The following is a 20,988-nucleotide window of genomic DNA, read 5'->3' on the forward strand; positions in this document are numbered from 1 at the left end:
ACTGGTTTTGTCATGAGTCACCTCTGATTGAGAGTTTACTCACTTAGTCGCGTGTCCACTATTCGCGGGTAAGATCATGCTTTATCGTTGATATGGGTCTGAGGGTCAATGCCATTGGCTAACAGGGAGAGATATTCATCCCGTAAAGCTCTGGCTCTTGCAAGGGTGAGGTGAGGATAGGTTCCTAAGCACACTTTAGTTCGCTTTTTGGTCACTGGCACAGCATACCTGAAGTACCAATTTTTCCTTCCTCCACTTGAGAGGGGAGCGATTCGTAGCATCAGACCATCGCCGTCAAACAGGTTGGTTTCTTTGTCTGAAGGTTTGGTGCTTTTGATTTCAGTATCTGTGAGTTTTTTTGCGAGTTTTGCCATTTTGGGACCCTCGATTTTTGGACCCTTTGTGTTGGGTCCCATTCAGGGTGCCATAACTTGTGGTTCCCAGCAATTCTCACTAGACGTTAATGGACATAAAAAAGCCCGCAGAGCTTGTGCTGTGCGGGCTTAGTAGACTTTACTGAACTTCAGTATATCAATGTTTGGTGGAGCTGGCGGGAGTTGAACCCGCGTCCGAAATTCCTACATCCTCGGTACTACATGCTTAGTCAGTCTTTACATTCGCCTGGCACCTGCGGACAGACACGCCACTACCAGACTAGCCTGATTAGTTTTAACGCTTCAACCCCAGGCAGGGCTTCCACGCGATCTCTTTTGGGTTTGACCTCTCTTTGATCCCCGTCTTAAGAGCGGAAGCTAGGGAGAGAGGGCTCAGAGCAGGTTATTAAGCTGCTAAAGCGTAGTTTTCGTCGTTTGCGACTATTTTTTTGCGGCTTTTTACGAGGCAAACCGCCCCTCGGCATGCACCTTGGGTTTCGCGAATCCCGTCGAATCCAGAATCAGCCCCAATGTGTTAAAGCAAGTATAACAGATTTGTGAAGCTCAATGCCAGTCTGTATCTGGTCGCTTAGCGCTCATATAGCGCTTATTTCATGCGGTTATGCGGTTTATTCAGAGCGTCAGAGACGGTTTCCGCTTACTGACGATCAACGCAGGTTGTCGTTGCTGGTTAAATTTTGGGGATATTGCCAGGAGGTGAGTATTGAGGAGTGGCCAGTTGCAATCATGATACTGGCCACAAAGTTTGGCTGGCGGTTATCGTCCCGCATTTTTCATGATACGGGCTTTATCCAACTGCCATTCACGCTCTTTCACATCCGAACGTTTATCGTGCTGTTTTTTACCTTTCGCGACGCCAATTTTCACTTTGCACCAGGCGTTCTTCCAGTACAAGGAGAGCGCCACAACGGTGTGGCCTTCCCGGTTCACGCGGCCATAGAGAGAGTCTAACTCACGCTGATTAAGCAGCAGTTTACGGGTACGGGTCGGATCGCACACGACGTGCGTAGAGGCTACAGCCATTGGCGTGAAGTTGGCGCCAAACAGGTATGCTTCGCCGTCTCTCAGGATCACATAGCTGTCGCCAATGTTGGCTTTGCCCGCGCGCAGGGATTTGACTTCCCAACCTTGCAGGGCAAGTCCAGCTTCGAACTCTTCTTCGATAAAGTATTCGTGTCGGGCGCGTTTGTTAAGCGCGATGGTGGCTGAGCCAGGTTTGTGTGCTTTTTTCTTCGTCATAATGCCGCTCAGTATAGGTAATCTGGAATCGAAAAACACCCCATTATCATCCTGCGGGGGGAAGGCATTATCTTAGCATGAACCCGCAAGCACCTGACCGGAGGTATAGCGTTTTTTTTACCAGATGATAAATGGTATTATTTGTTCGATTTATGTTGATGGAAATAACTATGCCTCAGATAAGCCGGACAGCTTTGGTACCTTACAGTGCGGAGCAGATGTATCAGTTAGTGAATGATGTTCAGTCCTACCCCCAGTTTTTACCGGGCTGCATTGGCAGTCGTGTTCTGGAGTCGATGCCAGGGCAGATGACTGCGGCAGTGGACGTCTCGAAAGCGGGGATCAGCAAAACGTTCACCACGCGTAATCAACTGACGGATAATCAGAGCATCCTGATGCATCTGGTCGATGGGCCGTTTAAAAAACTGATTGGCGGCTGGAAGTTTACACCGTTGAGTCATGAAGCGTGTCGCATTGAATTTCAGCTTGATTTTGAGTTTACCAATAAGCTTATTGAGCTGGCGTTTGGGCGTGTCTTCAAGGAGCTGGCCTCCAACATGGTGCAGGCTTTCACCGTTCGCGCTAAAGAGGTTTACAGTGCCGGCTAAAATTGTCGTAGAGGTCGCCTATGCCTTGCCTGAGAAACAGTATCTGCAGCGTGTGACGCTGGCAGAAGGCGCGACGGTTGAAGAGGCTATCCGTGCTTCCGGGCTGCTGGAATTACGCACCGATATCGATCTTACGAAGAACAAAGTTGGTATCTATAGTCGCCCGGTAAAACTTGCCGATGCGGTTCATGATGGTGATCGGGTTGAGATTTATCGGCCATTAATTGCTGACCCGAAAGAGTTGCGGCGACAGCGCGCAGAAAAGTCAGGCAATAAGTAGCTGTGAGATGACAGCCACAATAAAAAAGGTGCTCATCGAGCACCTTTTTTGATATTTGCGAGCTTATTTATTGCTGGTCAGTGCTGGCTTGTTGTCGATGTTAGTTAACACGCCGTTGCTGTTAAAGGTCAGCGTCAGTGTTTGTTGCGTCACACCTTCGTGCCCTGGTTGCTGACGGAACACATAAAACCATGTGTTTGTGCCAAACGGATCGGACATCATTGGAGTACCCAGAGCATAAGCAACTTGTTGTTGCGTCATGCCGACACGTACTTTGGATACATCGTTAGGTGTCAGATAGTTCCCCTGGTTGATGTCAGGACGGTAAACCACTCGCTCCAGAGTGGAACAGCCTGCAGTCAACATCAGTAGTACTGCTGCGGCAGCAGTCAGCGTTTTACAGCGCATAGTGATTTGATTCCTTTTCGGGCCCGAGCAGTACGCGGCTCATATGTAATATGCCGATGATAATAGACCTTTCACCACTTTAAAACCTTTTGGTGTCGGCTCTTACGGCGATTTCGTTGTGTACTCTGACCCTGAAGGTGAAAAAAAGTTTACGCCGCCAGCAGTTCTTTCGCGTTTGCGAGGGTATTGCGCGTCACTTCGCTACCACCGAGTAAACGTGCTAACTCTTGCAGTCGTGCACGTTTGTCCAGTGGTTGCATGTGCGTCTCGGTCATTGCGCCGTCGGTTTCTTTGCTGACGAAGAAGTGTTGATGACCACATCCCGCTACTTGCGGCAAGTGGGTGACGCACATCACCTGAGTAGACTCACCAAGCTGACGCAGCAGTTTACCGACGACCGCAGCGGTTGGACCACTGATACCCACATCCACTTCATCAAAGATGAGCGCTGGGGTTTCCATCTTACGTGCCGTGATCACCTGAATAGCCAGCGCAATACGTGACAGTTCGCCACCAGAGGCCACTTTAGCAATCGGCTGCATAGGTTGCCCCGGGTTTGTGGTGACCTTAAATTCAACACGGTCAGCACCGTCCACACTTAAATGGTGCTCGTCAAACTTCACGTCGATGGCAAAAATCCCATGCGGCATGGAAAGGAGATGCATGCTTTCGGTAATGAGTTGCCCCAATTCCTGCGCATACAACTGACGCTGACCGTGCAGCGCTTTCGCTGTTTCCAGCGCCTGAAGATGATGTTTATTTACTGCCAGTGTCAGGGTTTCCAGAGAGTCAGCCTGGTCGTCAAGCTGCTGCTGTTCTTCCAGCAGAGACTGATAAAATTGCGGCAATGCTTCCGGACTAACGTGATGTTTACGGGCCAGTGAGATCTGCTTTGAAATCCGCTGCTCCAGTTCGAACAGGCGATTGGGATCTAAATCCAGACGGTCACAGTAGTGGCGCAGTTCATCGCTGGCTTCGCTAAGCTGAATTGTGGCTTCTTCCAGCATGTCGAGAATGCCAGAAAGTTTACCGTCCATATCGGCCAGTTCAGTGACCAGCTGTTTTGCCGTATACAACTGACTTTGCAAATTAACGTCTTCGCCGTCGACCATGATTGCCAGCGCATTCTGGCTGGTTGTGAGCAATTGCCCACTGTTGGCCAGACGTTTGTACTCTTCGTCTATTTGTTCAAATTCACCGGGTTGTGGATTGAATTCGTTAAGCTCTTTTAGCTGGTATTGCAGCAATTCGGCCCGGGCGGCGCGTTCCTGGCTTTGTTGTTGGTGATGCGCCAGATCGCGGCAGCTTTGATGCCACAGTTGATAACGCGCAGCCATTTCCTGAATCAGCGTGGATTCGTTCGCGTAGCCATCAAGCAGATTTTTTTGATGCTCAGACCTGGTCAGGAGCTGATGTGCGTGTTGACCATGAATTTGAATGAGCAACTGGCCGAGTTCGCGCAGTTGCGACAGGGGAACGGCGGTACCGTTGATGAAGCCGCGTGAGCGACCATCGCTACTGATTACTCGACGTAGCAAGCACTCGCGGCCCTCTTCAAGCTGATTTTCCTCGAGCCAGCGTAGCGCGGCCGGGGTATCTTTCAGAGAAAAACGGGCGCACAAATCGGCGCGCGAGGCGCCAACGCGCACCATGTCGGCATCGGCCCGTCCGCCCAGGCACAAGCCGAGCGCATCAATTGCAATGGATTTACCCGCCCCGGTTTCACCGGTGATGACGGTCATTCCGCTCTGAAAATCGATCTCGAGTTCACGAACGATAGCAAAATTGCTGATGGTCAGTTGTGCCAACATAGCTGTTTTCCTGTATGAAAAACCATAACTGTAATTACGTACAGTATAAACTGGTTTTTTATACAGTAAAGAGCCTGGCGCTAAATTAGAATAATTTTTTTGACCAGCCCAGCTTGGCGCTTAATGTATTGAAATAGCTGTAATCTTTAGGGTGAATCAGATTCAAGTGATAATCACAGCGGCGAATCAGGACATCTTCTCCTTCCTGTATAGGAAGCGCAATCTGGCTGTCGCAGCTGATCTCAAGATCGTTACGGCGATGCGAAAAACGCAGGCGAATCGTACTGCTGCTGTTGATTACCAGCGGGCGAGCCGAGAGCGTATGGGGGAACATGGGCACCAGAGTGATCGCGTCCAGCGAGGGGGTCAGAATGGGGCCGCCAGCGGAGAGCGAATAGGCCGTGGAACCCGTAGGGGTGGAGATAATCAATCCATCGGAGCGCTGAGAAAACGCAAAAATTTCGTCAATATAGACTTCGAACTCGATCATGTGCGCGACTTTGCCAGGGTGCAGAACCACTTCGTTGATGGCGGTACTGATGCGCTTCTGGCAGTTTTGTTGGCACACCTGGGCTTCAAGCAGGAAGCGTTTCTCACTGATGTAGTGGCCTTCCAGCACATCGGCTAACTGCTGCAGGGCGTTGTCAGGGTCAAGGTCTGTCAGGAATCCGAGGTTGCCGCGGTTGATGCCGATAACTTTGATGTCATAGCGCGCGAGGGTGCGTGCCGCACCGAGCATGTTGCCGTCGCCGCCGACCACCACCGCGAGGTCAGCCTGTTGACCAATCTCCGCAAGCGTGCCGGTTTGCACATTGTTGAGCTGTAATTCATGGGCGATTTGCTGCTCCACGATAACCTCATAACCTTTGGTGCATAGCCAACGGTAGAGCATTTCATGTGTGGTCAGTGCCGTGGGGTGACGTGGATGTCCCACAATGCCAATACACTTGAAATGATTATTCATTTTGTCGAGGTCCTTGTAGCGAAGATTGATGACAATGTGAGTGCTTCCCTTGAATCCCTGAATCTGATCCCCATAATAAGCGAAGTTAGCGAGATGAATGCGAAAAAAACGCGGAGAAATTCATGAGTAGTAAAGAACAGAAAACGCCTGAGGGGCAAGCCCCGGAAGAAATTATCATGGATCAGCACGAAGAAGTTGAGGCGGTTGAACCAGACGCTTCTGCTGAGCAGGTGGATCCGCGCGATGAAAAAATTGCGAATCTGGAAGCTCAGCTTGCTGAATCCCAGACGCGTGAACGTGACAGCGTGTTGCGTATCAAAGCGGAAATGGAAAACCTGCGCCGCCGTACTGAGCTGGACGTAGAAAAAGCGCACAAGTTTGCGCTGGAAAAATTCGTCAATGAGCTGCTGCCGGTAGTGGATAGCCTGGATCGTGCGCTGGAAGTGGCCGATAAAGCTAACCCGGACATGGCATCTATGGTGGAAGGTATTGAATTGACGCTGAAATCCATGCTGGATGTTGTGCGTAAATTTGGTGTTGAAGTGATTGCAGACGTCAACGTACCGTTAGATCCGAACGTGCATCAGGCGATTGCTATGGTGGAATCTGAAGATGTTACGCCGGGCAATGTACTGGGTGTGATGCAAAAAGGGTATACGCTGAACGGTCGTACCATTCGTGCTGCCATGGTCACCGTGGCAAAAGCGAAGGGCTAATCTGCCTCTCATAGTGCCGGGTAGCGGCTGACGCCTTACCCGGCCTACAATTCCTGACCTTATTCCGCCACACTTTCCCGCAGCGGTTTTACCGGCAATACCTGCACCTGTTTAATCATATTGTCCTGCACGTCGAGAATATCGATATCGTACTGACCGATACGTACGCGGGTACCCGCTATCGGGATCTCTTCCAGTGCTTCCAGGATAATGCCGTTTACCGTCCGGGCATCGTCTTCGGGGAGATGCCAGTTAAACGCCTTGTTGATTTCACGAACGTTGGCGCTACCGTCAATGATTACCGAACCGTCATTTTGCGGCGTCACTTCTTCTGCCAGGGTGGGGGACATGGAGGTCGTGAAGTCACCAACAATCTCTTCCAGAATGTCTTCAACCGTCACCAGCCCCTGAATATCGCCGTATTCGTTGACCACCAGACCGACTTTCTTTTTATTACGTTGAAATTTTACCAGCTGCGTACTGAGCGGTGTTCCTTCCGGTACGTAGTAAATTTCATCGGCGGCGCGCAGCATCGTCTCTTTGGTGAACTCTTTCTTTTCCGACATCAGTCGCCAGGCTTCACGAACCCGCAGCATGCTTATGGCATCATCCAGTGACTCACGATAGAGCACGATGCGCCCGTGCGGCGAGTGCGAAAGCTGACGCACAATCGACTTCCAGTCGTCGTTGATGTCGATCCCGATAATCTCGTTGCGCGGAACCATAATGTCGTCAACGCTGACCTTTTCCAGGTCCAGCACCGACAGCAGCATATCCTGATTGCGACGGGAAATTTGCGAGCGCGATTCGTTCACAAGGGTCCGCAGTTCATCTTTACTCAGCGAACTACTTATAACGATATCCGTTTTGATGCCCATCATTCGCATCAGCAGACGGGTAATGGTATTGAGCAGCCAGACCAGCGGCATCATCAGTATTTGCAACGGAGCAAGCAGGAAGCTGCTTGGGTAAGCGACCTTTTCCGGGTACAGCGCGGCGATGGTTTTTGGTAAGACTTCCGCGAACACCAGCACCACAAAAGTGAGCACGCCGGTGGCGATCGCTACGCCAGCATCACCGTACAGTCGCATACCGACAATCGTGCCGAGCGCCGACGCCAGAATATTCACCAGGTTATTGCCGATCAGCACCAGACTGATCAAACGGTCCGGCTTGCGCAGCAATTTTTCCACGCGTTTTGCAGGGCGATTGCCTTGTTTTGCCAGATGACGAAGGCGGTAGCGGTTCAGCGTCATCATTCCGGTTTCGGAGCCGGAAAAATAGGCTGAGATAACCACCATGATGATCAGCGTGACGATCAGCGTGGTGGTGGAAATATGTTCCAGGGGAAACTCCTTAGAGGGTTTAGCTTACAAACTGCTGCAATACACGACTGCCAAAATAGGCCATTGTCAGAATGCCCGCGCCAGCAACGTTAAACCAGACGACACGGCGTCCGCGCCAGCCTTCATGGTAATGCCCCCACAACAGGACAATATAGACAAACCATGCCACGATGGAGAGCACCGCCTTGTCGATATTTTCCATGCTGAACAGGTTATGCATGTAAAACAGACCAGTACAAAGAGTCAGCGTCAGCAGTACGACGCCAATCTGCGTGATGTGAAACATTTTGCGCTCAATGCTCATCAGCGGTGGCATTTCATTACTGAAGGCCAGCTTTTTGTTCTTTAACTGGTAGTCAATCCACGCCAGTTGTAAGGCATACAGCGCAGCAATAATGAGCGTTGCGTAAGAGAACAGCGACAATCCGATGTGTATCATCATGCCTGGCGTTGCTTCGAGGTGAGTAATGTACTCATTCGGCATGAACGTGGCGAAGGCCAGATTGATCAGCGCAAATGCGTAGACGATAGGCAACAAAAGCCAGCCGCGATTGCGTGAGGCAACAATGGTCATCACGGTGCAAATCATCAGGCTGACCAGCGAGCCAACGTTTAACAGGCTCAGGTTTTGTCCGCTGCCGTCGCCAGGCAGAATGCGGGCTTCCAGCGCGAACGCGTGACACACCAGCGCGATGACTGCGGAGAGAATGGCCATACGCCGCCAGCCGCTGTTTTTTTGCAGCAGACCAGGAACGATCAGCGCAAGGCTGATGGAATAGGCGACAAGGGCGAGCATGGCAAAAACGGGCATATTAAGTGTCGACAGTTGGCCAGTAGGAAGAGAAGCAGTATAGCGTTACGTGACCGCTGCTCCAACCGTTGCATAACAACAAAGACGGCTTCATGTTATACTGCGGCAAAATTCTGTAGATGTGTCGCGCTAGCGACCAACCGTTTCCACCCCAGGCGAGAGACAATGTTTGATAATTTAACCGATCGTTTGTCGCGCACACTGCGCAATATCAGTGGCCGTGGACGCCTTACTGAAGACAACGTTAAAGAGACGCTGCGCGAAGTGCGCATGGCGCTGCTGGAGGCTGACGTTGCGCTGCCGGTAGTGCGTGAGTTTATCAATCGCGTAAAAGAGAAAGCGGTTGGTCATGAAGTTAACAAGAGCCTGACGCCAGGGCAGGAGTTCGTCAAGATTGTCCGTAACGAACTGGTTGCGGCAATGGGCGAAGAAAACCAGACGTTGAATCTGGCTGCACAGCCACCAGCTGTCGTGCTGATGGCGGGTTTGCAGGGTGCAGGTAAAACGACCAGCGTCGGTAAGCTGGGTAAATTCCTGCGCGAGAAGCACAAGAAGAAAGTGCTGGTTGTCTCTGCCGACGTCTATCGCCCGGCGGCGATCAAACAGCTGGAAACGTTAGCTGAGCAAGTTGGCGTCGATTTCTTCCCATCTGACGTAGGTCAGAAGCCGGTTGATATCGTTAATGCGGCGCTGAAAGAAGCGAAGCTGAAATTCTACGACGTGCTGCTGGTGGATACCGCCGGTCGTTTGCACGTTGATGAAGCGATGATGGACGAAATCAAACAGGTACACGCCGCGATTAATCCGGTTGAGACCCTGTTTGTGGTTGACGCCATGACCGGTCAGGATGCCGCCAATACGGCAAAAGCGTTTAACGAAGCGCTGCCGTTAACGGGTGTGATACTGACGAAAGTGGACGGTGACGCCCGCGGCGGTGCAGCGCTCTCTATTCGCCATATTACCGGTAAGCCCGTTAAGTTCCTCGGCGTCGGCGAGAAAACTGAAGCGCTGGAGCCGTTCCATCCGGACCGTATCGCTTCCCGAATTCTCGGCATGGGCGATGTGCTGTCGCTGATCGAAGATATCGAAAGCAAAGTTGACCGCGCGCAGGCTGAGAAACTGGCCAGCAAGCTGAAAAAAGGCGACGGCTTCGATCTGAACGACTTCCTTGAGCAACTGCGTCAGATGAAAAACATGGGCGGAATGGCGAGCCTGATGGGCAAGCTGCCGGGCATGGGGCAGATTCCTGACAACGTCAAATCGCAGATGGATGACAAAGTGCTGGTGCGTATGGAGGCTATCATCAACTCGATGACCCTGAAAGAGCGCGCCAAGCCGGAAATCATCAAAGGTTCCCGTAAACGTCGTATCGCAGCCGGTTGCGGCATGCAGGTACAGGACGTTAACCGTCTTCTGAAACAGTTCGACGACATGCAGCGCATGATGAAGAAAATGAAGAAAGGCGGTATGGCGAAAATGATGCGTGGTATGAAAGGGATGATGCCCCCCGGGTTCCCTGGCCGCTAAAAACAAGGGAATAAGGCTATCTTGTTTACCATTTTAGCCCCGGGGTGTGCTCAAAATGCTCACGTACTGCATGTACGCTCCGCTTTTTGCGCGCACGCCGGAACTAAACTGGCTGCACCGATATACGCCTTATATCCCTTGTTTGGCATATGTGAAGCATATGCTGATTGCAATTTCCCCAGAAATGAGTAAAATTTTCGGGCTTTTAATATGACACCCGGGCCCCGTCCCTCGATGGGGCCCGGGTGTTCTATTCACACAAGAGGATGTTATGGTAACTATTCGTTTAGCTCGTCACGGCGCTAAAAAGCGTCCGTTCTACCAGGTTGTTGTTACTGACAGCCGTAATGCACGTAACGGTCGCTTCATCGAGCGCGTTGGCTTCTTTAACCCAATCGCTAGCGAAAAAGAAGAAGGCACTCGCCTGGATCTGGATCGCATCGCTCACTGGGTTGGCCAGGGCGCGACTATTTCTGATCGCGTAGCTACGCTGATCAAAGAAGCAAACAAAGCAGCTTAATCTGTCACGGTGGTCATGATGAGCAAGCAACTCGCCGCACAAGTCCCTGTTGAACCCATTGTTCTGGGGAAAATGGGTTCTTCTTACGGTATCCGTGGTTGGCTCAGAGTGTTTTCTTCCACTGAAGACGCCGAAAGCATTTTTGACTATCAGCCCTGGTTTATCCAGAAGGCGGGTCAGTGGCAGCAAGTACAGCTGGAAAGCTGGAAGCACCACAATCAGGATCTGATCATCAAGCTGAAAGGCGTTGACGATCGTGATACTGCGAATCTGCTGACCAATTGCGAAATTGTCGTGGATTCTTCGCAGTTGCCTGCGCTCGAAGAGGGAACCTACTACTGGAAAGACCTGATGGGCTGCCAGGTAGTGACCACTGAAGGCTACGATCTCGGTAAAATCGTCGATATGATGGAAACCGGATCAAATGACGTCATCGTCATTAAGGCAAACCTGAAAGATGCGTTTGGTATCAAGGAACGTCTCGTACCGTTCCTCGATGGGCAGGTTATCAAGAAAGTCGATCTCACTACTCGTACTATCGAAGTAGATTGGGATCCTGGTTTTTAAACCACCGGATAAACGGTAAAAGACGGCGCTATGTGGATTGGCATAATTAGCCTGTTTCCTGAAATGTTCCGCGCAATTACCGATTACGGGGTAACTGGCCGGGCAGTAAAAAATGGCCTGCTGAGCATCCAGAGCTGGAGTCCTCGGGACTTCACGCATGACCGGCACCGTACCGTGGACGATCGTCCTTACGGCGGCGGACCGGGGATGTTAATGATGGTGCAACCCTTGCGGGATGCTATTCATGCAGCAAAAAGCGCGGCGGGTGAAGGCGCAAAGGTGATTTATCTGTCACCTCAGGGACGCAAGCTTGATCAAGCGGGCGTTAGCGAACTGGCAACGAATCAAAAACTGATTCTGGTGTGTGGTCGCTACGAAGGCATAGATGAGCGCGTGATCCAAACCGAAATTGACGAAGAATGGTCAATCGGCGATTACGTTCTCAGTGGTGGTGAGTTACCAGCAATGACGCTGATCGACTCCGTTTCCCGGTTCATTCCGGGGGTTCTGGGTCATGAAGCTTCGGCAACGGAAGATTCTTTTGCCGATGGATTGCTGGACTGTCCACACTATACCCGACCTGAAGTGTTAGAGACGATGGAAGTACCGGCGGTGTTACTGTCGGGGAACCATGCTGAGATACGTCGCTGGCGTTTGAAGCAGTCGCTGGGCCGTACCTGGCTTAGAAGACCTGAACTTCTGGAAAACCTGGCTCTGACTGAAGAGCAAGCAAGGTTGCTGGCGGAGTTCAAAACGGAACACGCACAACAGCAACATAAACATGATGGGCATGCGTAACACGCTCCCGATATATCAGTTTACCCAGGATAAGAGATTAAATTATGAGCAACATTATTAAGCAACTTGAACAAGAGCAGATGAAGCAGGACGTACCTTCCTTCCGTCCGGGTGATACCGTGGAAGTGAAAGTATGGGTTGTTGAAGGTTCCAAAAAACGTCTGCAGGCATTTGAGGGCGTGGTTATCGCTATCCGTAACCGCGGTCTGCACTCTGCATTCACTGTTCGTAAAATTTCCAACGGCGAAGGCGTTGAGCGTGTCTTCCAGACTCACTCTCCGGTAGTTGACAGCATCTCTGTCAAACGTCGTGGTGCTGTTCGTCAAGCTAAACTGTACTACCTGCGTGAGCGTACTGGTAAGTCTGCTCGTATCAAAGAGCGTCTTAACTAAGATATCGCTCAGGCGACATCCTGTTAAAAAGGGCTGGCCAATTGGCTGGCCCTTTTTTTATGACTGATTGGTTCATTTTGTTAACTTTTTTGTCATGTATCATTTACAATGCCTCCGTCGTCGCAGGAGGAACCGTGGATATCGGGACATTTCGCCAGTCAGGTCATCAATACAACGCGGCATGGCTCGCGCTGTTCGCGATCCTGCTGGTTGTTGTCGCGCCGCTGATCTCGGTTTCTCTGCAAAAAGACCCCATGAGTGCAATGCCGGGCATGTATCATGAGATGAGCATGATGGCTGAACCCGATGAGCATCATCAACAGTCTGCGCCCGCAACGATGCCCGTCGACCATGGAGAAGCGTGCGGCTATTGTGTCTTGTTCGCGCATGTTCCTGGGTTGATTCTGGCGATTGTGCTTCTGCTATGCGCAATATTGCTCCGGCAGAAAAGTGCGCCCCCGCGACCGATTGTTAAACACTGGCATTTCTTTCCCTGGCTTCTCCCCAATACGCGCGCGCCGCCGCGCAGGTCTGCTATTTCCTGATTCTTACAATAAGTCTGTGCGCGAAAGCGTCACGGCACTCTTTTGCTTGTTCTGAGGAAAAGTATGACCACCTGCACTTCACGCGCGGCATGGATTACCCTGCTGCGACGTCTTCATTTCTATATTGGTCTGTTCGTCGGGCCATTTATTTTCGTGGCGGCCTTAACAGGGACGCTGTATGTGGCGACGCCACAGCTGGAGGAGGCGCTCTATTCGCAAGCGCTGCAAGGCAGTGTTCAGGGTGAGACGCAGCCGCTGGCGGCCCAAATCGCCATCGCTGAACAGGTAACCGGCGGACATTTGCGATTGCATGCTGTGCGTCCGGCTCTGGAAGCGGGGCAAACGACACGCGTCATGTTTGCCGACCCTGTATTGAATGCGTCGGAGAACCGGGCAATTTTTATTGATCCGGTTACGCTGGCGGTAACAGGCGATATGACGGTCTATGGCACCAGCGGTATTTTACCGCTGCGACAATGGATCGACTATGCGCACCGCTCTTTGCTGCTCGGCGATGTTGGGCGAATTTATAGCGAGCTGGCCGCCTCCTGGATGTGGGTGGCGGCGCTGGGCGGCATTACGCTTTGGTATTTTACCCGTCCTAAACGTCGGCTGAAAAACCGCGAACAGAGTCATCGCCGTCTACATGTCACGCTGGGATGGATTTTGCTCGTGGGGATGCTGCTTTTCTCGGCAACCGGCCTGACATGGTCGCAGTGGGCTGGCGGCAATGTGGATAAAATGCGGGCCACTTTTGGCTGGCTAACACCGCAGGTTAACACACAACGGGATGGCGTTATGCCAGTGCAGGATGAACATGCTGGTCATCATGGGCACTCTGTGGGAATGGAGATGCCTGCAAAAAGCGTTGATGCAAACGCGTTTGATGCAGTGTTGCATGTTGCGCAGGTGTCAGGAATCGATGCCAGCCGACTGGAGATCCGACCGCCAAAGGACGCGCAGCATGGCTGGACGGTGACGGAAATCGATCGCCGTTGGCCAACTCAGGTTGATGCTGTCTCTGTGGATCCGCAAACCCTGCACGTTATCGATCGTACGCATTTTTCTGATTTCCCGCTCATGGCGAAACTGACGCGCTGGGGTGTGGATTTTCATATGGGGATACTGTTTGGCGTGTTAAACCAAGTCGCGTTGATCGCGTTCGGGGTTGGGCTATGTCTGATGATTGTGATCGGCTATCGACTGTGGTGGAACCGTCGCCCGGCACGCTCGGAGGTTAATCCCGTTCAGACGCTTGCTCAGGGGATTCTTGCGATCAACTGGCAAGGAAGGGTCGGCCTGGCGGTTCTGGCTGCCGCGCTGGGGGTAGTGATGCCAGTGTTGGGAGTCAGTCTCTTGCTGTTTATGGTTGTTGACTGGCTGCGCTGGTTCAGTGCTTCTCGTGCTCTCCAGGCGCAGTCAGCCGACTAATGATTAAGGCGTGCTGATAACGACGGCGACGCGGCGGTTTTCAGCACGGCCTTTTGCCGTTTGATTACTGGCGACCGGGTATTTTTTGCCTAAACCCTGCGTCGTCAGATTCGTTCGCGGAACGTTCGCACCTTGAGCCCAGGCATCTGCCACCACATTTGCACGCTTGAGTGATAACGCTTCGTTGTAGCTGTCTTCGCCGTAGTTATCTGTGTGACCGTCCAGGCGGGCATGGTTCAGTCCGGTAGACGATAATCGGGAAGCCATACTTTGGATCTGCTTCTGGCTTTCAGGGCGCAGTTTGTAGTCATTTTTATCAAACAGGATGGTATCGGAAAGTCCCAAAGACCAGTCTCCGGCGGATTCGGTAAATCCGTATGACTTCATCGCTGCAATCTGTTCGGGGGTAAATTTGCCCTGCGGCTGTGCCTGACAACCCGTCAAAATCAAGGTGGCCAGAATAAGTGGAGAAAAAAGACGCTTCATCATGTGTGTAATTCCTTATTATTTAATCCAGCGTGCAGAACGCTGATGTTTAGCCTGATACATATTACGATCGGCCAATTCTTGTAATTTTTCAGCGGTCGCATTTTCCCACGTCAGGGCGAAACCAATACTCAGCGTCATGTTCGCTAGATGCCCATTAAGCAGATCAAAAGGCCGGTTAAACTCTTGCGAAAGCGCGGCGCAAATGCGCTGGACTTCATATTCTGAATGAACGCCATAAAGTACCATGGCAAATTCGTCCCCGCCGAGGCGGTAAGGGTGATGGCGTTTACCGCCAAATTCCGCCAGCCTTTTCGCCACTTCAATTAAAACGCGGTCGCCAGCTGCGTGACCCCAGGTGTCATTAATTAATTTAAAGTTATCACCATCCAGGAATAACAATGCCGAGCTGCTACGGGCGGAATTATCGTTCATCAACGCGTTAATGCTGCTGCGAAATGCAGCCCGATTTGCAAGACCGGTCAATGGATCGTGCAGTGCAGTACGCAACAACTGGGCATTTTTAGCCTGCAGTCGTAATTGCCACTCTTCCATCTCATCCAGCAGACTATTGAAATCCTGCGCAAATAGATGAAACTCTTCAATGCGCTCCTCGGAAACCCGGCGTGAGAAATTACGATTAGTGCGCACGTCGTGTACCACGTCCGTGATATTTTGCAGTGCGTCAACCACGCCATTGTGCAAATAGCGAGTGAGAAGAATCGCAATGCCTGTCGCCAGTAAAATACACCCGGTAAGGACCGCCAAAGACAACCAGATAAAATGGCTGATGAGGCTGTCACGGGCGGTCAGGCGAACTTCACCGATCACATTGCCGTTATGCCAGACCGGTTGAGTGACCGGTAGCGGAAACAGCCAGTGGTTGACTAAGCTACTCAGCTTGTCGTCGGTGGCTCTGGCATCATAATGCCAGGTTGCGAGCAATTTCTGATTTTTATCGCGGACTTCTGCCGCTGAAAATTGGCCTTGTCGCCCCAACGCCGCCAGCGTTTCTGCCGCAGCAGTCCCATCAGAAAACACCAGCGCAGCCTCAAGGCTGTGGGTCATTGTGGCGGCGGTCAAATCCAGATTTTTTTGCGCATACTGTTTCAGCGTCAAAACAGACGCCACGCATAACAGCAACCAGATCAGGGTCATCGTCACCACGACGCTAATCATACTGATGCGTCGTAATGTCCGTTTGAACGTCGGCCGCGTGATTGGGGAGAGATTCTTACCCATGCTTTTGATTCCGTGCAAGCATCAATACGTCCGGATTTACTCTGACGCCACTGCGCGAGAGTGCATCCAGATTAACGGAGAATCTGACTTCATCATTGTTAATAATCAAACAAAAAGCGCTGCCGATAATACACTTGGGATTTTGTTCTGCAATTAATAACAATGCCTTAGACGGATATTTATTCGTTAATTCCACCTGATAGGTAGGGGATTCATTTCCGAAATAAAAACCATCGCAACGCGCGGTCAGTGCTTCCTGTTCCGAGCGGATGATAACTGGCTGGTAGGGTAATGGCCCCGAATGACTATCTCCAAGTGCACTGGTGAAACGAGACGAGGAGAAAATACACAACCTTGGTGGTTCTGATAACGAAGGCCAGCGTGTATAGCTGACGATGCCAGAAACTATCGAACGCACAGATTTGGCTTCGTCGGTCATGCTCGCAGCGTAAAGTGGCAATCCCGCCATTAAAAGAGTTAGCAGTAATATGAGTCGGTGAGAAAATATCATAGACAGGTCCTCACCAGCATCAGCTGTAAAGCATTTAAATACATCCGTGATTGTTTACAACAAAATAACATTATTTTGCCTGAGAGTCATTACACCCTACAGATTAATAGATGTCTCTTAAGGTAAATCTCATGCGAGTATTTATTCGTAAGGTTTTTATTAATTGAGCCGTATTGCGCTTGCCCCTTCGTCGGCACCTTTTTGCCAGGCGCTGCGTATCTCGCTGACATTTTCTACGGTATCGCAGCTGGCGGGGAATGTTTTCCCTGCCAGGCCTCTGGCATACGCTAAATCTTGCTGGCAGGTTTTTCGCTGGCCTTCCGCATAGCCTTTAAGGTATTGCGCCCGGTCGACTTCCGGGTCATTAAAGGTATCGGCAAGCATGTCGTTATCTTTAACGGCATATCCTGCAATGGCATCTTCAATACCGGCATCGTACCAGTCAGTACCGGTCCAGGTAGGGGAGAACGTATAAGGATCTATCTGACATCCGCTGAGAAGTATTATGAGTAGTGCGCCTGTGAATCGCTTCATTGCCGGTTCTCCTGTGTTTTTCAAAGCATAGCGGATTAATAAATACCGGAGTGTAAATTTATAATTACATAAAGATGCTTACTGGCTGCACTAAAGTTGATGCCTGTAAAATAAAATTTACGGAATGTGGATTGAAATCTTTACCTGTTGTGGTATCGTTACGCCATCCTCACTGAGGAAAACTATCGCAAACGAGCTAAACAGGATCACCATCATGCAAAAAGACGCGCTGAACAACGTACACATCACTGACGAACAGGTACTGATGACGCCAGAACAACTGAAAGCGGAATTCCCGCTGAGTTTGTCACAAGAGGCGCAAATCGCCCAGTCACGTAAAATCATCTCTGACATTATCGCCGGTCGCGATCCTCGTCTGCTGGTGGTGTGTGGGCCGTGTTCTATTCATGATCCTGAAACTGCGCTGGAATATGCTCGTCGATTTAAAGCCCTTGCCGAAGAGGTCAGCGATAGCCTCTACCTGGTGATGCGCGTCTATTTTGAAAAACCCCGGACTACCGTTGGCTGGAAAGGGTTGATTAATGATCCTCATATGGATGGCTCTTTTGATGTGGAAGCCGGATTGAAAATTGCGCGTCAGCTGCTGGTTGACCTGGTCAATCTGGGACTGCCGTTGGCAACAGAGGCATTGGATCCTAACAGCCCGCAATACCTGGGCGATCTGTTCAGCTGGTCCGCTATTGGCGCTCGTACCACTGAATCGCAAACTCACCGCGAAATGGCATCGGGTCTTTCCATGCCGGTTGGGTTTAAAAATGGGACGGATGGCAGCCTGGCGACAGCGATCAATGCGATGCGTGCCGCAGCACAGTCTCACCGTTTCGTTGGGATCAATCAGGCGGGCCAGGTCGCGCTGTTGCAGACTCAGGGGAATCCTGATGGCCATGTGATACTGCGCGGCGGCAAAGCACCTAACTACAGCCCTGCCGATGTCGCACAATGCGAAAAAGAGATGGAACAGGCAGGACTGCATCCTTCTCTGATGGTAGATTGCAGCCATGGTAATTCAAATAAAGATTACCGCCGTCAGCCTGCCGTGGCTGAGTCTGTGGTTGCGCAGATTAAAGATGGAAATCGCTCAATCATTGGCTTAATGATTGAAAGCAACATTCACGAAGGCAATCAGTCTTCTGAGCAGCCGCGCAACGATATGAAATACGGTGTGTCTGTGACAGATGCGTGTATTAGTTGGGAAGCCACCGACGCACTGCTGCGTGAAATTCGTGGAAATCTGAACGGTCATCTGGCGGCGCGTGTAGCATAAGAGGCTTGTTATGGTTGCTGAGTTGACCGCATTACGCGATCAAATAGATGAAGTGGACAAGGCGCTGCTGGATTTGCTGGCGCGCCGTCTGGAATTAGTGGCTGAAGTCGGTGAAGTCAAAAGCCGCTTTGGACTGCCGATTTACGTACCTGAACGTGAGGCCACGATGCTGGCTTCACGCCGTGCTGAGGCTCAGGCGATGGGGGTTCCACCCGATCTCATCGAAGATGTGCTGCGCCGGGTCATGCGTGAGTCTTATTCCAGTGAGAATGACAAAGGGTTTAAGACCCTTTGCCCTTCTCTGCGTCCGGTGGTTATCGTCGGTGGTGCCGGTCAAATGGGGCAACTGTTCGAGAAAATGCTCACGCTTTCAGGATATCAGGTACGCATTCTTGAGCAGCAGGACTGGGATCGCGCCGAGGAGATTGTTGCCGATGCCGGGATGGTGATTGTCAGTGTGCCAATCCACGTGACTGAGCAGGTGATTGCAAAATTACCGCGTTTACCGTCTGATTGCATTCTGGTCGATCTGGCATCGGTGAAAAACGGTCCTTTGCAGGCGATGCTGGCGGCGCATGCCGGACCGGTTCTTGGTCTGCATCCGATGTTTGGTCCGGACAGCGGCAGCCTGGCGAAGCAGGTGGTGGTCTGGTGCGATGGTCGTCAGCCGGAGGCCTATCAGTGGTTCCTGGAGCAAATTCAGGTCTGGGGAGCACGCCTGCACCGCATCAGCGCTGTCGAACACGATCAAAATATGGCGTTTATTCAGGCCCTTCGCCATTTTGCTACCTTCGCTTACGGGCTGCATCTGGCAGAGGAAAATGTCCAGCTTGAACAGTTGCTGGCGCTTTCTTCACCTATTTATCGCCTTGAACTGGCGATGGTAGGACGCCTGTTCGCCCAGGATCCGCAACTGTATGCCGATATTATTATGTCGTCAGAAAGCAACCTTGCGTTGATCAAGCGTTACTACAAGCGTTTTGGTGAAGCCATCGAGTTGCTGGAGCAGGGGGATAAACAGGCTTTTATTGACAGCTTCCGCAAGGTCGAACACTGGTTTGGTGATTACGCCAAACGCTTCCAGAATGAAAGTCGTACGCTGCTACGTCAGGCGAATGATAGCCGTCAGTAAGTAAGATGCCTGATGGCAACGCTGGCGCGTCTTATCAGGCCTACAAAAATTGCATGAATTGTAGGCCGGATAAGCGCAGCGCCATCCGGCAAACTGACTTTTGTTTCAGGTCGGATCCACCGGCACCACGTTCTCGCTGGGATAACACCCCAGGACCTTCATGGAACGGGTGATCTCTCCCAACTCCTTCAGCGCTTTCTGCATCTCCGGTAATTCCAGGTTAGCCTGGATGTCGAGGTAAAACATCTCTTCCCACGGATTACCGTGGATCGGACGCGATTCCAGTCTGGTCATAATCAGATTGTGGTTGCGCAGCACCAACAGTGCTTCAACCAGCGCCCCCGCCTGTTGGCCAGTTGCCATTAACAGCGTCGTTTTTGCCGGAACCTGATCAGAAACGTTGATTGCTTTGCGCGCCAGAACGACGAAGCGGGTAATATTTTGCGTCTGGTTCGCTTCAATACGCTCAAGGACCTGCAAACCGTGTAATACGCCGCCAGCCTCACTTCCCAGCGCGGCTACGTGTGGAGAGTTCGCCTGTGCCACTTTTTCCATCGCTGCAGACGTGCTTTCGGTGTATTCGATTTTCCAGTGTGGGTGACGGCTCAGGAACTTGCTGCACTGCTGGAACGGTTGCGGGTGGCTGTATACCGTTTCGATGGTATTCAAATCGGTCGTGCCAGAAACCAGCACACAGTGGTCGATAGTGATGGTCATCTCGCCGACGATGGACAGCGTCGTGTGCTGCAGAAGATCGTAAACGTCGTTAATGGCGCCGGAACTGGTGTTTTCAATCGGCACGACGGCGTAGTCTGCTTGTCCGGTTTCAACCTGATTAAAGATATCGGCAAATTTTGCACAACCGCTTTCGATAAACTGCTCAAAGTGGCGGGCGGCATATTGACGGGCGGCGAGATGAGAGTAGGAACCTTTGGGCCCAAGGAAAGCCACACGCGCAGAGTGGGGGTTAATCTTATTCAGATGTTGCTGCAGCAGGGCCTGTTGGGTAAGAACGGAGTCTTCAATAATGAGCTGAAACAGGCGGGTGATATAGTGTGCATCAAGATGATGCGCTTTGCCGAGCGTGATTAATCTGTCCAGCAAATCACGTTCACGATCGATATCGCGCACCGGGCGATGAGAGAGCAGTTTGGCTTTGCCCACTTCAACCGCCAACTCACGACGCTCGGCCAGTAAGGCCAGCAATTTTTCATCCAGCGAGCTGATCTTCTCTCGCAGTACCAGTAACGGGTTTTCCGATGTCATAGTGTTGCCTTTCTTGTTATCAATAAAAAAGGCCCCCCGGTTTGGGAGGCCTTGTTGTTCGTCTTCGCATTCTTTTTCACACGACGAAACGCCTCCCATTCAGGGGAAGGTAAAAAAGAATGCGAAGAAGAACGGTGTTGGTTTCATGTCATTTTCCTTTGGTGACAAGAGTAA

The 20,988-nt window shown here is 51.4% G+C and carries 24 protein-coding genes, 1 other RNA gene, 1 pseudogene and 1 other annotated feature; of the genes and pseudogenes, 12 read left to right on the forward strand and 14 right to left on the reverse strand.

The genetic code is table 11. The annotated features are described in order from the left end of the window. Nucleotides 1-77: 77 nt before the first annotated feature. The 3 genes and pseudogenes from AC07UY_RS21070 to smpB form a co-directional block, all read right to left on the reverse strand. Nucleotides 78-374 (reverse strand): annotated as a pseudogene (locus AC07UY_RS21070) (integrase arm-type DNA-binding domain-containing protein); the annotation flags it as partial. A gap of 165 nt (nucleotides 375-539) precedes the next feature. Next, nucleotides 540-903, reverse strand: a transfer-messenger RNA (tmRNA) gene (gene ssrA / locus AC07UY_RS21075). A 248-nt stretch (nucleotides 904-1,151) separates the two neighbouring features. Beyond that, entirely contained in the window at nucleotides 1,152-1,634 is a 483-nt protein-coding gene (smpB, locus tag AC07UY_RS21080; protein ID WP_192613142.1) for an SsrA-binding protein SmpB, read from the reverse strand. 170 nt (nucleotides 1,635-1,804) lie between these two features. Here smpB and ratA point away from each other — a divergent pair, with 170 nt between their 5' ends. Continuing rightward, nucleotides 1,805-2,242, forward strand: coding sequence for a type II toxin-antitoxin system toxin RatA (gene ratA / locus AC07UY_RS21085; protein WP_203360302.1), 438 nt, complete (start codon nucleotides 1,805-1,807; stop codon nucleotides 2,240-2,242). Then, nucleotides 2,232-2,522, forward strand: coding sequence for an RnfH family protein (locus AC07UY_RS21090; RefSeq protein ID WP_203360303.1), 291 nt, complete (start codon nucleotides 2,232-2,234; stop codon nucleotides 2,520-2,522). Before ratA ends, AC07UY_RS21090 begins: the two co-directional genes overlap by 11 nt. 63 nt (nucleotides 2,523-2,585) lie before the next feature. Here the strand turns inward: AC07UY_RS21090 and bamE are convergent, their stop codons facing one another. The 3 genes from bamE to nadK all read right to left on the reverse strand — a co-directional run bounded on the left by bamE (nucleotide 2,586) and on the right by nadK (nucleotide 5,705). Next, nucleotides 2,586-2,930: an outer membrane protein assembly factor BamE gene (gene bamE / locus AC07UY_RS21095; protein WP_192613139.1), complete on the reverse strand. Its 345-nt coding sequence runs from the start codon at nucleotides 2,928-2,930 to the stop codon at nucleotides 2,586-2,588. 149 nt (nucleotides 2,931-3,079) lie between these two features. Continuing rightward, entirely contained in the window at nucleotides 3,080-4,741 is a 1,662-nt protein-coding gene (gene recN / locus AC07UY_RS21100) for a DNA repair protein RecN (RefSeq protein WP_494661559.1), read from the reverse strand. A gap of 85 nt (nucleotides 4,742-4,826) precedes the next feature. After that, the gene (gene nadK / locus AC07UY_RS21105; RefSeq protein ID WP_203360305.1) at nucleotides 4,827-5,705 is read right to left on the reverse strand and encodes an NAD(+) kinase; all 879 of its coding nucleotides are present in this window, start codon (nucleotides 5,703-5,705) and stop codon (nucleotides 4,827-4,829) included. A 122-nt stretch (nucleotides 5,706-5,827) separates the two neighbouring features. Between nadK and grpE the strand changes: the two genes are divergently transcribed. After that, entirely contained in the window at nucleotides 5,828-6,421 is a 594-nt protein-coding gene (grpE, locus tag AC07UY_RS21110) for a nucleotide exchange factor GrpE (RefSeq protein ID WP_203360306.1), read from the forward strand. Nucleotides 6,422-6,480: 59 nt separating this feature from the next. Here the strand turns inward: grpE and AC07UY_RS21115 are convergent, their stop codons facing one another. Beyond that, on the reverse strand, nucleotides 6,481-7,767 hold the full coding sequence (locus AC07UY_RS21115; protein ID WP_192614393.1) for an HlyC/CorC family transporter: 1,287 nt from the start codon (nucleotides 7,765-7,767) through the stop codon (nucleotides 6,481-6,483). 19 nt (nucleotides 7,768-7,786) lie between these two features. Next, the gene (locus tag AC07UY_RS21120) at nucleotides 7,787-8,578 is read right to left on the reverse strand and encodes a cytochrome C assembly family protein (RefSeq protein WP_494701888.1); all 792 of its coding nucleotides are present in this window, start codon (nucleotides 8,576-8,578) and stop codon (nucleotides 7,787-7,789) included. A gap of 165 nt (nucleotides 8,579-8,743) precedes the next feature. Here AC07UY_RS21120 and ffh point away from each other — a divergent pair, with 165 nt between their 5' ends. The 7 genes from ffh (at nucleotide 8,744) to AC07UY_RS21155 (ending at nucleotide 14,358) form a co-directional block, all read left to right on the forward strand. Then, complete coding sequence (gene ffh, locus AC07UY_RS21125) at nucleotides 8,744-10,105, forward strand: signal recognition particle protein (RefSeq protein ID WP_276294267.1); 1,362 nt, start codon at nucleotides 8,744-8,746, stop codon at nucleotides 10,103-10,105. A 271-nt stretch (nucleotides 10,106-10,376) separates the two neighbouring features. Then, on the forward strand, nucleotides 10,377-10,625 hold the full coding sequence (rpsP, locus tag AC07UY_RS21130) for a 30S ribosomal protein S16 (protein WP_162382693.1): 249 nt from the start codon (nucleotides 10,377-10,379) through the stop codon (nucleotides 10,623-10,625). Nucleotides 10,626-10,643: 18 nt separating this feature from the next. After that, entirely contained in the window at nucleotides 10,644-11,192 is a 549-nt protein-coding gene (rimM, locus tag AC07UY_RS21135; RefSeq protein ID WP_203361224.1) for a ribosome maturation factor RimM, read from the forward strand. A 30-nt stretch (nucleotides 11,193-11,222) separates the two neighbouring features. Next, nucleotides 11,223-11,990, forward strand: a complete 768-nt coding sequence (gene trmD, locus AC07UY_RS21140; protein WP_192613132.1) for a tRNA (guanosine(37)-N1)-methyltransferase TrmD — start codon at nucleotides 11,223-11,225, stop codon at nucleotides 11,988-11,990. A gap of 44 nt (nucleotides 11,991-12,034) precedes the next feature. Next, the gene (rplS, locus tag AC07UY_RS21145) at nucleotides 12,035-12,382 is read left to right on the forward strand and encodes a 50S ribosomal protein L19 (RefSeq protein ID WP_203360309.1); all 348 of its coding nucleotides are present in this window, start codon (nucleotides 12,035-12,037) and stop codon (nucleotides 12,380-12,382) included. Nucleotides 12,383-12,516: 134 nt separating this feature from the next. Then, nucleotides 12,517-12,927: a DUF2946 domain-containing protein gene (locus tag AC07UY_RS21150; protein WP_494661592.1), complete on the forward strand. Its 411-nt coding sequence runs from the start codon at nucleotides 12,517-12,519 to the stop codon at nucleotides 12,925-12,927. A gap of 63 nt (nucleotides 12,928-12,990) precedes the next feature. Continuing rightward, complete coding sequence (locus AC07UY_RS21155; protein ID WP_494661593.1) at nucleotides 12,991-14,358, forward strand: PepSY-associated TM helix domain-containing protein; 1,368 nt, start codon at nucleotides 12,991-12,993, stop codon at nucleotides 14,356-14,358. Nucleotides 14,359-14,361: 3 nt separating this feature from the next. Here the strand turns inward: AC07UY_RS21155 and AC07UY_RS21160 are convergent, their stop codons facing one another. The 4 genes from AC07UY_RS21160 to AC07UY_RS21175 all read right to left on the reverse strand — a co-directional run bounded on the left by AC07UY_RS21160 (nucleotide 14,362) and on the right by AC07UY_RS21175 (nucleotide 17,131). After that, nucleotides 14,362-14,847, reverse strand: coding sequence for an OmpA family protein (locus AC07UY_RS21160; RefSeq protein ID WP_494661594.1), 486 nt, complete (start codon nucleotides 14,845-14,847; stop codon nucleotides 14,362-14,364). A 15-nt stretch (nucleotides 14,848-14,862) separates the two neighbouring features. Beyond that, a complete protein-coding gene (dgcN, locus tag AC07UY_RS21165) occupies nucleotides 14,863-16,086 on the reverse strand; it encodes a diguanylate cyclase DgcN/YfiN (protein WP_203360346.1) in 1,224 nt (407 codons plus the stop codon). After that, entirely contained in the window at nucleotides 16,079-16,597 is a 519-nt protein-coding gene (yfiR, locus tag AC07UY_RS21170; RefSeq protein WP_494661595.1) for a regulatory sequestration protein YfiR, read from the reverse strand. Before yfiR ends, dgcN begins: the two co-directional genes overlap by 8 nt. Before the next feature lie 159 nt (nucleotides 16,598-16,756). After that, the gene (locus AC07UY_RS21175; protein ID WP_494661596.1) at nucleotides 16,757-17,131 is read right to left on the reverse strand and encodes a DUF2799 domain-containing protein; all 375 of its coding nucleotides are present in this window, start codon (nucleotides 17,129-17,131) and stop codon (nucleotides 16,757-16,759) included. A gap of 214 nt (nucleotides 17,132-17,345) precedes the next feature. Here AC07UY_RS21175 and aroF point away from each other — a divergent pair, with 214 nt between their 5' ends. After that, entirely contained in the window at nucleotides 17,346-18,416 is a 1,071-nt protein-coding gene (gene aroF, locus AC07UY_RS21180; RefSeq protein WP_494661597.1) for a 3-deoxy-7-phosphoheptulonate synthase AroF, read from the forward strand. Nucleotides 18,417-18,426: 10 nt separating this feature from the next. Continuing rightward, complete coding sequence (gene tyrA, locus AC07UY_RS21185) at nucleotides 18,427-19,548, forward strand: bifunctional chorismate mutase/prephenate dehydrogenase (RefSeq protein WP_276294277.1); 1,122 nt, start codon at nucleotides 18,427-18,429, stop codon at nucleotides 19,546-19,548. 105 nt (nucleotides 19,549-19,653) lie between these two features. Here the strand turns inward: tyrA and pheA are convergent, their stop codons facing one another. Together pheA and pheL are read right to left on the reverse strand one after the other, a co-directional pair. Then, nucleotides 19,654-20,814, reverse strand: coding sequence for a bifunctional chorismate mutase/prephenate dehydratase (gene pheA / locus AC07UY_RS21190; protein ID WP_301703337.1), 1,161 nt, complete (start codon nucleotides 20,812-20,814; stop codon nucleotides 19,654-19,656). A gap of 22 nt (nucleotides 20,815-20,836) precedes the next feature. Next, nucleotides 20,837-20,962, reverse strand: a sequence feature (Phe leader region). After that, on the reverse strand, nucleotides 20,914-20,961 hold the full coding sequence (gene pheL, locus AC07UY_RS21195) for a pheA operon leader peptide PheL (protein ID WP_102000890.1): 48 nt from the start codon (nucleotides 20,959-20,961) through the stop codon (nucleotides 20,914-20,916). It overlaps the preceding feature by 48 nt. Nucleotides 20,963-20,988 lie beyond the last annotated feature (26 nt).

It is taken from the genome of Citrobacter sp. GW821-FHT02E08 (assembly GCF_059421685.1).